14 protein-coding genes are annotated in these 14,269 nt (G+C 43.5%); 5 read left to right on the top strand and 9 right to left on the bottom strand.

The genetic code is table 11. From position 1 onward, the window contains the following. The first annotated feature begins 21 nt into the window (after positions 1 to 21). From OC193_RS19460 to phaC, 3 genes are all read left to right on the top strand, one after another. Complete coding sequence (locus OC193_RS19460; protein WP_048662620.1) at positions 22 to 1,233, top strand: acetyl-CoA C-acetyltransferase; 1,212 nt, start codon at positions 22 to 24, stop codon at positions 1,231 to 1,233. A gap of 132 nt (positions 1,234 to 1,365) precedes the next feature. After that, the gene (locus OC193_RS19455) at positions 1,366 to 1,713 is read left to right on the top strand and encodes a phasin family protein (RefSeq protein WP_048660075.1); all 348 of its coding nucleotides are present in this window, start codon (positions 1,366 to 1,368) and stop codon (positions 1,711 to 1,713) included. Between the two features lie 75 nt (positions 1,714 to 1,788). Further along, positions 1,789 to 3,615, top strand: coding sequence for a class I poly(R)-hydroxyalkanoic acid synthase (gene phaC, locus OC193_RS19450; protein ID WP_048662621.1), 1,827 nt, complete (start codon positions 1,789 to 1,791; stop codon positions 3,613 to 3,615). A 127-nt stretch (positions 3,616 to 3,742) separates the two neighbouring features. On the opposite strand, the gene OC193_RS19445 is transcribed toward phaC, so the two are convergent. The 6 genes from OC193_RS19445 to napF form a co-directional block, all read right to left on the bottom strand. After that, on the bottom strand, positions 3,743 to 3,880 hold the full coding sequence (locus OC193_RS19445) for a TIGR02808 family protein (protein WP_010430103.1): 138 nt from the start codon (positions 3,878 to 3,880) through the stop codon (positions 3,743 to 3,745). Positions 3,881 to 3,891: 11 nt separating this feature from the next. Next, positions 3,892 to 4,473 (bottom strand): NapC/NirT family cytochrome c, encoded by a 582-nt coding sequence (locus OC193_RS19440; RefSeq protein WP_009845456.1) that lies wholly within the window; start codon positions 4,471 to 4,473, stop codon positions 3,892 to 3,894. A 29-nt stretch (positions 4,474 to 4,502) separates the two neighbouring features. Further along, positions 4,503 to 4,958 carry a nitrate reductase cytochrome c-type subunit gene (locus OC193_RS19435; protein ID WP_010430099.1) on the bottom strand — a complete coding sequence of 152 codons (456 nt, stop codon included), beginning with the start codon at positions 4,956 to 4,958 and terminating at the stop codon, positions 4,503 to 4,505. 112 nt (positions 4,959 to 5,070) lie between these two features. Next, complete coding sequence (gene napA, locus OC193_RS19430) at positions 5,071 to 7,560, bottom strand: periplasmic nitrate reductase subunit alpha (RefSeq protein WP_048660077.1); 2,490 nt, start codon at positions 7,558 to 7,560, stop codon at positions 5,071 to 5,073. Further along, positions 7,557 to 7,862 carry a chaperone NapD gene (locus OC193_RS19425; RefSeq protein WP_017058194.1) on the bottom strand — a complete coding sequence of 102 codons (306 nt, stop codon included), beginning with the start codon at positions 7,860 to 7,862 and terminating at the stop codon, positions 7,557 to 7,559. Before OC193_RS19425 ends, napA begins: the two co-directional genes overlap by 4 nt. A gap of 22 nt (positions 7,863 to 7,884) precedes the next feature. Then, complete coding sequence (gene napF, locus OC193_RS19420) at positions 7,885 to 8,364, bottom strand: ferredoxin-type protein NapF (protein WP_048660078.1); 480 nt, start codon at positions 8,362 to 8,364, stop codon at positions 7,885 to 7,887. A 253-nt stretch (positions 8,365 to 8,617) separates the two neighbouring features. Between napF and narQ the strand changes: the two genes are divergently transcribed. After that, positions 8,618 to 10,348 (top strand): nitrate/nitrite two-component system sensor histidine kinase NarQ, encoded by a 1,731-nt coding sequence (gene narQ, locus OC193_RS19415; RefSeq protein ID WP_048660079.1) that lies wholly within the window; start codon positions 8,618 to 8,620, stop codon positions 10,346 to 10,348. Continuing rightward, positions 10,335 to 10,967, top strand: coding sequence for a response regulator (locus OC193_RS19410; RefSeq protein WP_008219279.1), 633 nt, complete (start codon positions 10,335 to 10,337; stop codon positions 10,965 to 10,967). Before narQ ends, OC193_RS19410 begins: the two co-directional genes overlap by 14 nt. Before the next feature lie 193 nt (positions 10,968 to 11,160). Here OC193_RS19410 and dcuC read toward each other — a convergent pair whose 3' ends face one another. From dcuC to OC193_RS19395, 3 genes are all read right to left on the bottom strand, one after another. Beyond that, on the bottom strand, positions 11,161 to 12,528 hold the full coding sequence (dcuC, locus tag OC193_RS19405; protein WP_009845449.1) for an anaerobic C4-dicarboxylate transporter DcuC: 1,368 nt from the start codon (positions 12,526 to 12,528) through the stop codon (positions 11,161 to 11,163). 439 nt (positions 12,529 to 12,967) lie between these two features. Then, on the bottom strand, positions 12,968 to 13,474 hold the full coding sequence (locus OC193_RS19400) for a hypothetical protein (protein WP_048662622.1): 507 nt from the start codon (positions 13,472 to 13,474) through the stop codon (positions 12,968 to 12,970). Beyond that, positions 13,467 to 14,171, bottom strand: coding sequence for a winged helix-turn-helix domain-containing protein (locus tag OC193_RS19395; protein WP_048662623.1), 705 nt, complete (start codon positions 14,169 to 14,171; stop codon positions 13,467 to 13,469). The genes OC193_RS19400 and OC193_RS19395 overlap by 8 nt, the downstream gene beginning before the upstream one ends. Positions 14,172 to 14,269 lie beyond the last annotated feature (98 nt).

Below are 14,269 nucleotides of genomic sequence, written 5' to 3'. Positions count from 1 at the left end.
GAAACTGACAGGAATTGAATAATGGAAAAAGTATTTATTGTTGCAGCGAAACGCACACCAATTGGTTCATTTACGGGGTCATTGAAAAACGTTAACGCAGGTGAATTGGCTGGTGTAGCGATCAAAGGTGCTCTAGATTCAGTAGACCTTCCCCTAGATGTCATTGATGAAGTAATTGTCGGTAACGTGATTTCTGCTGGTCAAGGTATGGGCGTTGCGCGTCAGGCTTCCATCTATGCGGGGCTTCCTGAGGAAACACCAGCATACGGTGTGAACATGATTTGCGGCAGCGGCATGAAATCAGTGATGGACGCCGCGGCGCACATCAAAGCACAAGATGCTGAAGTGGTTATTGCTGCTGGCGTTGAAGTGATGTCCCAAATTCCTTTTGTGGTTCCAGCGAGCGTTCGTAATGGTCACAAAATGGGTGACATCTCAATGAAAGACTTACTGGTTGGTGATGGCTTAACCGATGCGTTTAATCACTACCACATGGGCATGACCGCTGAAAATATCGCGAATACGTTGAATATTTCTCGCCTTGCTCAAGATAACTATGCCCTAGAAAGCCAACAGAAAGCAGTCGCGGCGATTGAAGCAGGTAAGTTTAACGATCAAATTGTGCCTGTAGCAGTTAAGCAGCGTCGACAAACTGTCACTTTTGATACCGATGAGTACCCGAAGTCAGATGCAACCTTCGAAGGTCTACAAAAGCTTCGTCCTGCCTTTGACCGTGAAGGAACAGTCACGGCTGGTAACGCTTCGGGCATCAATGATGGCGCGAGTGCAATCATCTTAGCGTCTGAATCTGCGGTAGCGAAACATGGTCTAACACCTTTAGTGGAACTGACCAGTTACGCACAGTCTGGTCTGGACCCAAAGATCATGGGTTTAGGACCCGTAGAAGCTGTTTCGAAAACGCTTGATAAGGCGAATCTAACTCTAGAAGAAGTAGATTTGTTTGAATTGAATGAAGCGTTTGCAGCTCAAGCTCTTGGCGTGATGTACCAATTGTCAGAGCAGCATGATTTACCGCTTGATGCGTTCAAACCAAAGGTCAACGTGAATGGTGGTGCAATCGCGCTTGGCCATCCTTTAGGTGCTTCAGGCAATCGAATTATTGTTTCACTCATCCATGAAATGCTTGAACAGAAAACGACTTATGGCGTTGCTTCACTCTGTGTGGGTGGAGGAATGGGAACCGCTGTTTTGCTAAAAGGTATGGAAGGTTAGAACCTGACATATCGGTGGCAAGCTTAAAAAGATCGATTCAGCTTTGCAAAGCATCGTGAGTTAGTCGATAAGCGTCGGCTGAATCGATAGTGACACAAATTTATTAAACTATGTATTCATCAGGAGTTATTTATGTACACGGATATTTTCAAAACAATTACTGACCAAACTGAAAAGCAATTTGAACCGTACTTAAAGTTCAACAAGTTGGTTGCAAAGAACGTCCAAACGATGACAGAGCTGCAAATGAATGCTATGCAGACTTACACGGACATGGGGCTTGCGCAAATGAAAGCAGTGACTGAAATCAAAGACGTGACTAGCCTAACGGCTTTCAACAGCCAGCAACTAGCAGCGCTAACTCAGCTGTCTCAACAGATGATGAGTGACAGTGCTAAGCTTCAAGCTGCGGCAAAAGAGTTCAAAGAAGATGTTGAAACACTAACAACTGAAAACTTGAAAACAGTTACACCTGCATAAATAAAATCGCCATCGAGTTAGCACTGTGTTTACTGTGAGGCTCGGTGGCGATTTTCCGATTATTGGAGTCATGTTATGTTTCAACACTTCTTTTCGGACTACCTTGTTAAACTTCAACAAACGAACCAGCAATGGTGGGAAAACTTTGAACAAAACAAGGAAGCCGCGCAATCTCCCCTCAATCAAGCGATGCAAGAATTGAACTTTGATGATGCATCAAAAATCTTCGAGCAAGCCGCCAACCAACCCGCCGTTCTACTGCAGCTACAATCTCAATGGTGGGAACAACAACTTAAGATCTGGCAGAATGCCGCGCTGATGGGCAACACCGAAAGTGTTATTTCAGAAGGTCGCAGCGACAAGCGCTTTATTGATGAAGCGTGGAAAAACGACCCATTCTACAGCTTTATCAAGCAATCTTATTTGCTATTCAGCAAAAGCTACATTGACACCATCAATTCTATCGAAGGCATCGACGAGAAAACCAAAGAGCGTGTGGCGTTCTTTTCACGTCAGGCAATCAATGCTCTCTCTCCAAGCAACTTCATTGCGACTAACCCAGAGTTGATGAAACTAACGCTCGAGCGAAATGGTGAAAACCTGCTTGATGGATTAGAGCAGTTACAAGCAGACGTTGAAGCAAGCGCCGATATACTCAAGATCCGCATGACCAACAACAACGCTTTCCGATTGGGTGTGGATGTTGCGAACACCGAAGGTGATGTTGTCTTTCAAAACGAGCTGTTTGAGCTGATTCAGTACCACCCAAAGACACCGCAGGTTAACGCGACGCCTTTGTTAATCGTTCCACCGTTCATCAATAAGTACTACATTCTTGACCTTCGTGAGAAGAACTCGATGGTGCGCTGGTTGCTAGAGCAAGGACACAGTGTATTCATGATGTCTTGGCGTAATCCGAGCGAGGCGCAGAAAGACCAAGAGTTCGGTGACTATGTCACGGAAGGTGTAGTGAAAGCGGTTGCGGCGATTGAAGACATCACAGGTAAAGAGCAGATTAATGCAGCAGGTTACTGTATTGGCGGTACGGTGTTGGCTTCGACGGTGGCTTACTACGCTGCAAAACGCATGAAGAAACGTATTAAAACCGCGACGTTCTTTACCACTTTGTTGGATTTCTCGCAGCCGGGTGAGGTGGGCGCGTATATCAATGAAACGATCATCAACGCCATCGAGAAACAGAACGACGCTAAAGGCTTCATGGATGGTCGCTCATTAAGCGTGACATTCAGCTTGCTTCGTGAAAACAGCTTGTACTGGAACTACTACATCGATAACTATCTCAAGGGTAGCAGTCCAATGGAGTTTGACCTGTTGTATTGGAACAGTGATAGCACTAACGTTGCCGCTAAATGCCATAATTTCTTGCTGCGGGAGCTTTATCTTGAAAACAAACTGGTTCAAGACAAAGGCGTGAAAGTGGGCGGTGTTTGGATTGATCTCAATAAGATAAAAATACCAAGCTACTTCATTTCAGCCAAAGAAGATCATATCGCTCTTTGGCAGGGGACTTACCGTGGTGCCTTGAATACCGGTGGCAACAAGACGTTCGTGCTGGGCGAGTCTGGTCATATTGCGGGTATTGTTAATCATCCAGACAAGAAGAAGTATGGATTCTGGCTTAACGATAACTTAGATGATTCTGCAGACGAGTGGTTATCGAATGCGACTCACAATGAAGGTTCATGGTGGACACACTGGAATCAGTGGCTCCAAGGTTTTGAAACTGAAGAAAAAATCGAACCTTTCAATCAAGGCTCAGAGCTTAATCCTGTGATTGGCAAGGCTCCAGGTAACTATGTAAAACAGGTACTTCCTATCGTCGATAAAGAAAACGTTGATACAGAAGTTGCTAAGAAAGACGTACCGGAAAGTGAAGCTTAGAGTACGTATACGTATTTGAAAGTAAAAGTACAGAGCGTCAGATAATAAAAAAGCCACTGAAATCAGTGGCTTTTCCTATCAACGCATTATCAGAAGTAACTGGTAGACGTTGATGCAATCTCGATTATTAATCGATTTCTTTGTCTTTACCCATAGATAAAATCCAAAGAGAAACGGCTGCAACACCTGCGAAGCCGCCAAGAATGATAACTGGCATAGCGCTGTAACCTAGGATGTGCCAAATTACGCTTTCTAAAGTACTCATTCAATCGCTCCTTATTGCCAGCCTTCAACGCCGTGCATGTCTGGTAGTTTGTGTGCAATACCTTTGTGACAGTCTACACACGTTTTTTCACCAGAAGCTAGCGCAGTCGAGTGTTGTTTCGCGCTACGAGGGCTCTGCTCTGAGAAGTCCATGTAATCGAACTGGTGACAGTTACGACACTCAAGTGAATCGTTCTTTTTCAATCGAGCCCATTCGCGTTCCGCTAGGTGAGCACGACGTGCTTTGAACTTTTCTTCAGTATTGATGGTTTTCGCAATAAAGTGTGCGTATAGCTCTTTAGATGCTTGAACCTTACGAACAATTTTATCTGTCCATTCATGAGGTACGTGACAGTCTGAACAGATAGCACGAACACCAGAACGGTTAGAGTAGTGAATTGTCTCTTGGATTTCAGCAACGATAGGTGCGTGACAGCCAGAACAGAACTCTTCCGTGTTAGTTGCCTCCATACCCGTGTTGAATGCACCCCAGAACAAAAGACCACCCGAGAAACCCAAGAACAAAACAACGCCTACGGCTGCTTTACTTGGTGTCGCGAGTCTTTTCCAAAACGCTTTAAGTAATTTTATCATATATAGCCTCTCTTACAGTCCGGCTACGATTAACGCAGTGAATCTACAGGTTTGAACTCGTTCTCAACTAGTGGCTTAGCATTAGCTTGAGGTACGTGACACTGTAGACAGAAGTAACGACGAGGTGATACGTCTGCAAGTACCGCATCTTCACGGTTCATGTAGTGAGTTACACTCACTTTAGTAGCACCCATTTCTTTTGCGTTTTTCCAGCTGTGGCAAGAAAGACACTTGTTAGCGTTAAGAGAAACTTCATAGCTACGAATAGTATGAGGCACTAGAGGTGGTTGGTATACGTAGTCACTCTCAAGTACTTGGTCACGAGGGAACTTTTTGAAGTCATCTGCTGCGCGAGTTGCTTCAAGTTCACTTGCACCACGTAGAGATTCTACGCCACCAATGCCGCCTGGGTTATCCAGTTCAGCTTGAGCTGCACCAGCTAGCAAAAGACCAGCTGATAGTAGAGCAGTAATCAGTTTTTTCATGGTTAATTTCTCCGCCTAAAGGCTAATTCTTTGAGAGGACTACTTTTTTCAAAAGCGTGAAAAAAGTAGCCGCAATATTAGATACTTAAGATCGTCTCTCTAAGCCTAGGGCTTAAGCGACTTTAGTGATCTTAACTGGACACTTCTTGTAGTCCGTCTGTTTAGACAGAGGATCCGTTGCATCCAAGATCAACTTGTTGATCAGAATTCTTGCATCAAAGAATGGTACGAATACCAAGCCTTGTGGTGGACGGTTACGGCCGCGAGTTTCAACACGCACACGAACTTCACCACGTTTGTTTTCGATAAGAACTTCATCACCACGGCGAAGACCACGAGCTTTAGCGTCAGCAGGGTGGATGTAACAAAGTGCATCCGGTACTGCTTTGTAAAGCTCTGGTACACGACGAGTCATAGTACCTGTATGCCAGTGTTCAAGAACACGGCCTGTACATAGCCACATATCGTATTCTTCGTTTGGTACTTCTGGTGGAGCTTCATATGGAGCATTGATGATCAGCGCTTTACCATCTGGTTTTCCGTAGAAGTCCCAGCCAGAGCCTTTCTTAGCGTATGGATCTGAACCTTCTTTAAAGCGCCATAGTGTTTCTTTACCGTCAACAACTGGCCAACGTAGGCCGCGTACTTTGTGATAAGTATCGTATGGTGCTAAATCGTGACCGTGGTCGCGACCAAATGCAGCGTACTCTTCGAATAGACCTTTTTGAACGTAGAAACCTTGTGCTTGTGCATCGTCGTTAAGCTCTTGAGCTTCAGACAGAGGGAACGCATCAACATTGCCGTTTTTGTAAAGCACGTCGTACATGGTTTTGCCACGGTACTCAGGCATTTTCGCAACCAGTTCTTCCCCCCAAACTTCTTCAATAGTGAAGCGCTTAGAGAACTCCATGATTTGCCATAGGTCAGACTTAGCTTCACCAACTGTTTTCACTTGTTGGTACCAAGCTTGTGTACGACGCTCAGCGTTACCGTAAGCACCTTCTTTCTCAATCCACATTGCGGTAGGAAGGATAAGGTCAGCAGCTTGAGCTGTTGCTGTTGGGTACGGGTCTGAACAAACAATGAAGTTGTCTGGGTTACGGTAACCAGGTAGACGCTCAGTGTTGATGTTTGGACCAGCTTGCATGTTGTTGTTACACATTACCCAGTAAGCGTTGATCGTACCGTCTTTCAATGCTCGGTCTTGAGCAACAGCGTGTTTACCCGGTTTTGCTGGGATAGTGCCTTCTGGAAGTTTCCAGATGTCTTCTGCAATCTTACGGTGTTTAGGGTTAGCAACCACCATATCTGCAGGTAGACGGTGAGAGAACGTACCTACTTCACGAGCTGTACCACACGCAGATGGCTGGCCAGTTAGTGAGAATGGGCTGTTACCTGGAGTAGAAATCTTACCTGTTAGAAGGTGGATGTTGTACACAAGGCTGTTCATCCATACACCACGAGTATGTTGGTTCATACCCATTGTCCATAGAGACATCACTTTGATGTTTGGATCCGCGTATTGCTTAGCAAGCTTGATCAGGTTCTCTTCAGATACGCCTGACATTTCAGATGCTTTTTCTACTGTGTACTCAGCAACCGATGCTTTGTAATCTTCGAAAGAGATTGCAGTCATTGCGCCTGAGTTAGGGTTTGCTGCTGCTTTCTGTAGAGGATCATCATCACGAAGGCCGTAACCGATGTCTGTTGTTGCTTGCTTGAAGTTCGTGTGCTTGTTCACGAAGTCCCAGTTAACTGCATCGTTTTGGATGATGTAGTTTGCGATGAAGTTTGCAATCGCAAGGTCAGACTGAGGGTTGAAGATGTAACCAGTGTCTGCAAGCTCAAAAGAACGGTGGTAGTAAGTAGACAGTACGTTTACTTGAACGTGTGGGTGGCTTAGACGACGGTCTGTAATACGAGTCCATAATACTGGGTGCATTTCTGCCATGTTTGAACCCCACAGTACAAATGCGTCTGCGTGTTCAAAGTCATCGTAACAACCCATTGGCTCATCGATACCGAAGGTACGCATGAATGCACCTACCGCAGAAGCCATACAGTGACGAGCGTTTGGATCGATGTTGTTTGAACGGAAACCCGCTTTCATCATCTTAACGGCTGCGTAGCCTTCCATTACTGTCCACTGACCAGAACCGAACATACCAACACCTGTTGGACCGTTCTTCTTAAGAGATGCTTTCCATTTCTCAGCCATCACGTCGAACGCTTTGTCCCAAGATACTGGTGCGAAATCACCATCTTTATGGAACTCGCCATCTTTCATACGAAGAAGAGGCTGTTCTAGACGGTCTTTGCCGTACATGATTTTTGAAAGGAAGTAGCCTTTGATACAGTTAAGGCCTTTGTTTACCGGTGCTTCTGGGTCGCCTTGAGTCGCAACCACTTTGCCGTTTTGAGTACCTACTAGTACCGAACAGCCCGTACCACAAAAACGACAAGGCGCTTTATCCCACGTGATTTTTGTTTGATCAGAGCTAGCAATCAGGTTGGTTGCTGTTGCCGGTAGTGTCACACCTGCAACGGCTGCCGCTGATGCAGCTGCGTTTGCTTTCACAAACGCACGTCTTGTCATTTTCATACTTCACCCTCAAGTTGAGAATTGTTGCTTCCAGTTTCTAAATCCGTTTCTTCTAGTCCAGTTTCGATTTGGTGATAAACCAAAGCTGTCCCTAAAACGTTCTTAATGTTGTTTATTGCTTCGATGGTGTCCGTTACAAAACCTTGGTTTTCGGTTTCTAGGACCACGATGATTTTGCCTTCAGGGCTATCTCCGTAGATTTCTGCGTTATCGAATTGCTCGATCTCTGCTTTGATCTCATTGAGATGCTCTGGGCTCACATGCACGACTAAACTTGATATATGCACTTCATTTAGTGCCATAAATTGCTCTCGTTATTTTTATTTATGCATTACTCACAAGAATAGCTGAAGTAGGGCAAACTGCTACGCAGGCTCCACAACCGTTACACTCATTTAACTCGATTTTTGGTAGAGCAACACTGCCTGCTCTAAGTTGAAATTGAATGGCCATAGGTTCACACATGTCACCACAGCTTCGGCATTCAACATTTTGTTGCGCTAAACACTTATCAGAGATACTTGCTTTTGCTTGCCAAGGCTCTCCTTGCTTTGGCGTAAAAATGGGTTCAGGACAAACGTCTGCGCATTGATAGCAGAACGTACATTCATCAATTGAAAAATCGACAGTAGGAAACCCACCATCGCCTACAATGATTATCTCAGTCTCACAACTCTCGATGCATTTACCGCAACGAGTGCAGTCATCTGCAAAGCTTTCTAGGTTTTTAATCCAAGGCAAACGAATCTGGCTTGAATCAACTTTTTGCCTAGAAAATAGACGGCGTTTTGATAGATCTACCACTAGATACCCATAGATGTTGCTAAGATGTTGTAATTGTAGGTCATTATTCCATTAATATCTTGTAATTTGTCCTCACAAGTAGTGTAGTTTTAGAAACAATTGTATAAATACCCCCTTAGGGCTAATTGGGGGCATATATTGTCTCAGATCAATAAATTACGAAGCGAGTGATCACATATTGAATGGAGCTATGATTTTTGATGTGTGACAATACGATCTTGCTGGCAAGTCATTTATCAATAGGAAGGCTCTTTTGCTTATAAAACCGGTTTCATCTGTAACGAGTACGATAGCTAAGTCACTGCTATCTATACTGCTGTTGTCGGTTGCTACGACTGGCTTTGCCATCTTTACTTTGGCTTCAAGCTTGAATGATGCGGAAGCGGTCAACGTGGCTGGTTCAATGCGAATGCAAAGCTACCGTTTAGCCCATGATATTCAAATAGAATCCGTCGATTACGAATCTCATATTCATGAATTCGAAAGTTCTCTTTATTCTCCATCAATGACCAATTTGGTCAGTTGGAATGTTCCGACAGACATCACAGAAGATTACTATTTAATTATTGGTCGGTGGCATGAACTGAAGCAAGTATTAAACAGTGAAGATCGCAAGCACTATCTCGTGTTGGTTGAGAACTTTGTCACTGAGATAGATGGCTTCGTTTTCAAGCTTCAAGAATTCTCAGAAGATAAGTTAATAAAATTGGCGTGGGCCGGTGGTGTTGGCTTAGGCGGAATTTTGGTCATATCTCTTTTTGTTGTTCATTTTGTACGTAAACAAGTTGTTAAGCCATTGCATGCGCTCGTTGGAGCCAGTCAGCGGATCAAAAACAGTGACTTTGAGGTAGAGCTAAAGGTCACCAATAATAACGAACTGGGTATTCTGACTAAAACGTTTAACTCGATGGCCAAAGATTTGGGCGTGCTCTATCGAAACCTTGAGTCAGTTGTAGACGCTAAGACAGTTGAGCTGCAAAACGCCAACCAATCTTTGCAGGCGCTTTATCACTCGTCACAAGAACTTACGGTTACACGTATCGCACCAGAAAACTTCCGAGCTATTCTACAGCACCTAGTCAGTCTAGAAGGAATAGAGTCGTTAAGGCTTGAGATAGCTGATAGTTCGGGTCGTTCATTGATTATGGACGAAGGGTATGATTCGAACTTGGATTATGAAAAGTTTGAAATGAAGTTGGATGATAATGAGCTTATCTTAGGCTATTTATATTGTTCATATCATCATGGCCATTCAACCAAGACTCTGATTGAGAGCTTTATCCAACTGTTATCACGGGCGATCTATTATAATCGTGCGCAGAAGAAAGCAGAACAGCTTATTATAATGGAAGAGCGTGCAACGATTGCCCGTGAACTTCATGATTCATTGGCTCAATCACTGTCGTATTTGAAAATCCAAGTGACGTTGTTGAAGCGCGTGATTGGCAAATTGCCAGAACAACAGCATCGAGAGCAATCTGAACAAATAGCGTCGGAAATCGGCAACGGTTTAGCTGATGCCTATACTCAATTACGAGAGTTGCTCACAACCTTTAGGTTGACAATAAAAGAGGGCAACTTCGGCGAGGCTCTAAGTACCATGCTTGAAGAGCTCAGTGAAAGAACAGATGCAAAGATTAACCTAACCAATAATCTTTCATCCATAGAGCTTGATGCACACAGTCAGGTTCACTTGCTTCAATTGATTCGTGAAGCAACAATAAACGCAATAAAACACGCCAATGCCGACTTGATAGATGTATGCTGTATCGATGAGGACGGTGAAGTATTAGTCGTGATTAAAGATAATGGAGATGGCTTTGACTCAAGTAGTTCCAAGACGAACCACTACGGGATGAGTATTATGCAGGAGCGTGCGGCAAGACTGAATGGCGACTTAACGATTGAAGCGGCTCAAGGTGAAGGCTGTACAGTCATATTGAAATATAAAAGTTTGAAGGAAGTTAAAGTTGACGATTTGTAAAGTAATGCTGGTTGATGATCATCCATTGATGCGCAGAGGTATAAGCCAATTACTGAGCTTTGAAGATGAATTCGAAGTGATTGCAGAAGCAAGTAACGGTACTGAAGCAGTCGCTCTTGCCCATGAAGAAGAACCTGATTTGATCCTATTGGATCTTAATATGAAAGGCATGTCTGGACTTGATACGCTGAAAGCACTGCGTACTGATGGTTCAAGCGCTAACATCGTTATTCTCACGGTTTCTGATAGCCCTGCAGACATTGAAGCGATCGTAAAGGCCGGCGCTGACGGCTACTTGTTGAAAGACACAGAACCCGATGAGTTAATCGAATTGCTTAAGCAAGCACACAGCGGTGACAAAGCTTACAGCAGTGTGGTTGCTCGTTACTTAAATGACGCTGGTAGTCGCAATGATATCTTCGACCAACTGACTGAACGCGAAATGCAAATCCTTCAAGAAGTCGCGAAAGGTTACCGTAACAAGCAGATAGCAGATCACCTGTTTATTTCTGAATCGACAGTTAAGGTACACATGAAAAGCTTGCTGAAAAAGCTACAAGTGCCTTCACGTACTGCTGCAACGGTTTTGTATCTAGAACGCTATGGTGAAATGAAGTAGGGCTTGTTCCTTTGAGATAACACTATTTCAAGTCTTACTGTTTATACATATCTCGATAGTTTTAACGATGTTGAGAAAATAAGATTAAAAAAAGGCGCTGAACTTATTAGGTTCAGCGCCTTTTTGTTTACGCATTTTATATCAGTATTGGTGTTCGTTTGTTCTTCGTTCTTTGAGATTAGAAACTTAAGGCTTACGCTGCCATTGGAACCAATACAAGCGTGCCGAAGATAACGGTAATAAGACCACAGATTACTGGTACAGAAGTACGTTTTACTACTTCAAATGGGCTGATTTTACCCATACCAGATGTCGCTACAATTACACCAGATACTGGTGAAATAGTACGGCCTAAGTTAGATGCTTGAAGCATTGGGATGATTAGGAACGCTGGGTTCAAGCCCATTTTCGCCGCTAATGATGGAGCCAGTTCTACGAATGCATAGAAAGGCGCGTTACCAGAACCTGTTGCGATAGCTGCAGCAACCGTTAAACCCGTCAGGATAAGCATCAACGCGATACCGCCTGCGCCTGCCGATTCAGCAAGACCAATTAAGTTATCAATCGCACCAATAGACATTAGACCTTGAGCAAATACGCCTGCCGCAACCAACAGCATTACCACGCCTTTAAATGCGTCAGCCATACCTTGGTAGCAAGAGTCTAAATCCTCTAGTGTTTTTTCGCCGTCAAACTTCTTAACAACGTAATCGATGACCGCGCCCACGAAGATAGAACCGACCACAATAGTGTAGATATCAAGTGAAAGCCCTGGAATCGTACGACCGTTGAATAGGAAAACGCCGATGATAGGCAGGAATGGAAGTGCAGCGTAGAAAGCCGGCGCTGTTGTTTCGATTTCAGAAACGTCTACTTTTTCCATTGGCGTGTTTTCTTTCTTATCTAGATATTTGTTCCAGAAGAAAGCCGCACCTGCCATCACGATGATCGCACAGATAGAAACAGGCAGTACCGTTTGAACAGCAAACACATCAAGAGACATGCCTGATTTTTCTGCCGCGATAACCACATCACCAGAGGTTGGTGAAAGAATGATGGCTGCAGGTGACGCACAAACCGCAACTGCCGCTGGGCGAGAAATACCCATTGCCGTCATCATTGGGAATAGGGTTGCCATCAATAGCACACCAAGACCCGTTGCAGAACTTACTGCTAGAGACATTAGACACGCTACGATGTAAGCCGCAACAAGAAGTACATAGGGAGATTTGATCGCAGCAAGTGGTTTAGAGAACTGTTTCACTACCACGTTGTTAGCGCCAATGTGCGTCATGTAAGAAGCAAAACCACAAAGAAGCATGATTTGCATACCTAGGCCGCCCCCGCGGTACTGAAGCATGTATTTAACAAATTCTAGTGAGTCGGTAACCATGTTACCTGTTGAAGCGACTTTAGCTGGTAAGACTGTGTGACCAATAAGGCCAGTAATAAGAAGTAGGGCAAGGCCAGCAGTTAGTAATACACCCGCCGCTTTATAGCCTTTTACAATAAAGTAACCAACAGCAATAGTAATCACTAATCCGATCAAGAGCTCTAACATAGAAATCTCCACAAAGTTTAAAAAATATAAGAAAGTGTTTCAGAATATGACAATGAATGTACAGAAAACTGCACTGTGGCACGAGGCATAGTTGAGGTTGATATGATCTAAGACAAACATTTTTTTCGATGTTAATTGTGGTTGTAAATCGTGATTAACTACTGTTATTTAGATGTTAATAAACAAATTATATCGTTTGCTAGAATATAGCTTGGATCACTTTTGTTGTGCCAAGTTGCATATTAAGGCTTTGATTTATAAAATTACGCTTTTTCTAACTTAGTGGTGGAAATCAAAAGGAAAGGGCTATTTCTTACATTTAGGAAGGTATTTTTGCATTCGAGGATTAGAGTCTGACGCCTACTTAATTGGTAAATAGCAGACGCCAGAGGAAAGTCACATAGAATTTACAGAGTGTTCTCTGTTAGTGACGGTAAGCTTAATTGATATTTACTTCTGGTTCCGAATTTGAATAAGCGGGCAGGTCGGCACATGCCACTTTTTTACAGAAATGAATCATTCCACGTTGCGTCACCAATAACAGCTCTCTGTCGTTCAGTGGAATGTAAGTCATCGCATCGGAAGAGAGTACCGAACCTTCACTGATCATGACTTTTTCATAGAACGTGAGCTCTCTGTCTGGGATGATCTGTTCGTGTTGAGTCTCATCCAACGAAATATCGTGTTGAGTGACAACGTAAGTGCCAGACGATGTGAAACCAGCCTCTTTAGTCGAAACATATAACAACTCGTAACTATTGTTCTTCTTAAATTCGATATTCACGGAAGCTTGATTATAAATTATTTTCTCAGGCGGATTGACCACCGATGCTGTGTTGGCCAAATAATGACCTTTAAGATGTTCTTTCGGAATAAAGGTTGTTAACCAGCCGACTAAAATACCCAATAGAGCGACGACAACGAATATCTGCTTTTCTTTATTCACAAGTAACTCCTTTAAATTCGCTAGGGAAGCTCAAAGACTTTCCTGAATTATCTATGATTATTTTTCGACCCTTATATTCATAAAGAGTGACGTTGTAGAGTTCTTTAAAGGTGAACTCGTCGGTTTCGATTGTACAAGAGATAAAATGTTGCCCTGTAAGATCTTCACCTAAGCTATTTCTGTCTAAATAAGCAAACAAATAATGGGACAGACCAGCGGTTACTACAAATAAAGCAATTAGCGCTAACACATGAGTTGTCTTTTTTGTTGGGGCTGCTTTTTCTGCTATCGCGCTTTCTTCAGCAGATCTCTCTGTTAGTTGTTCAGTTTGCTGTGTGGGCTGGGCTTGAATTTTGCGCAGTACGCGTTCTTTATCTTGTGTTACTTGCCCTGCAAATCGGTAGCCTTTGCCGCGTTCAGTGACAATGATCATTCCACTCTTGTCTTCAAGCGCTTTTCGGCAGATAGAGATGGTTTGCATTAAGCTGCCATCTTCAACATAGATACCTTTCGATACCCACACTTGCTCAATCAAAACTTGGCGAGTAATCACCTCATTGGGTCTAGAGATAAAAAACTTAAGTAGCTCTGATTCGTTAGAACCTATTGGGTACGTACGGCCCGTCTTAAAGTGATGGATTTCACTCTCTTCTAAATTGACCTGTATATCATCATTGATAATAAATTCAGCAGACATCTGGGTTCTCATTGTTATAAGCGTTCTAACCTAAATATAACAAATGTCGCTACAAATATAAACTTACTGATTTTGGTGTCTTTTATATTTAAGCTTTT

The sequence above is a fragment of the Vibrio crassostreae genome (genome assembly GCF_024347415.1).
GTDB lineage: Bacteria > Pseudomonadota > Gammaproteobacteria > Enterobacterales > Vibrionaceae > Vibrio > Vibrio crassostreae.
The sequence above is the reverse complement of the archived record's forward strand: the minus strand, read 5'-3'. Positions and strand labels throughout refer to the sequence as shown.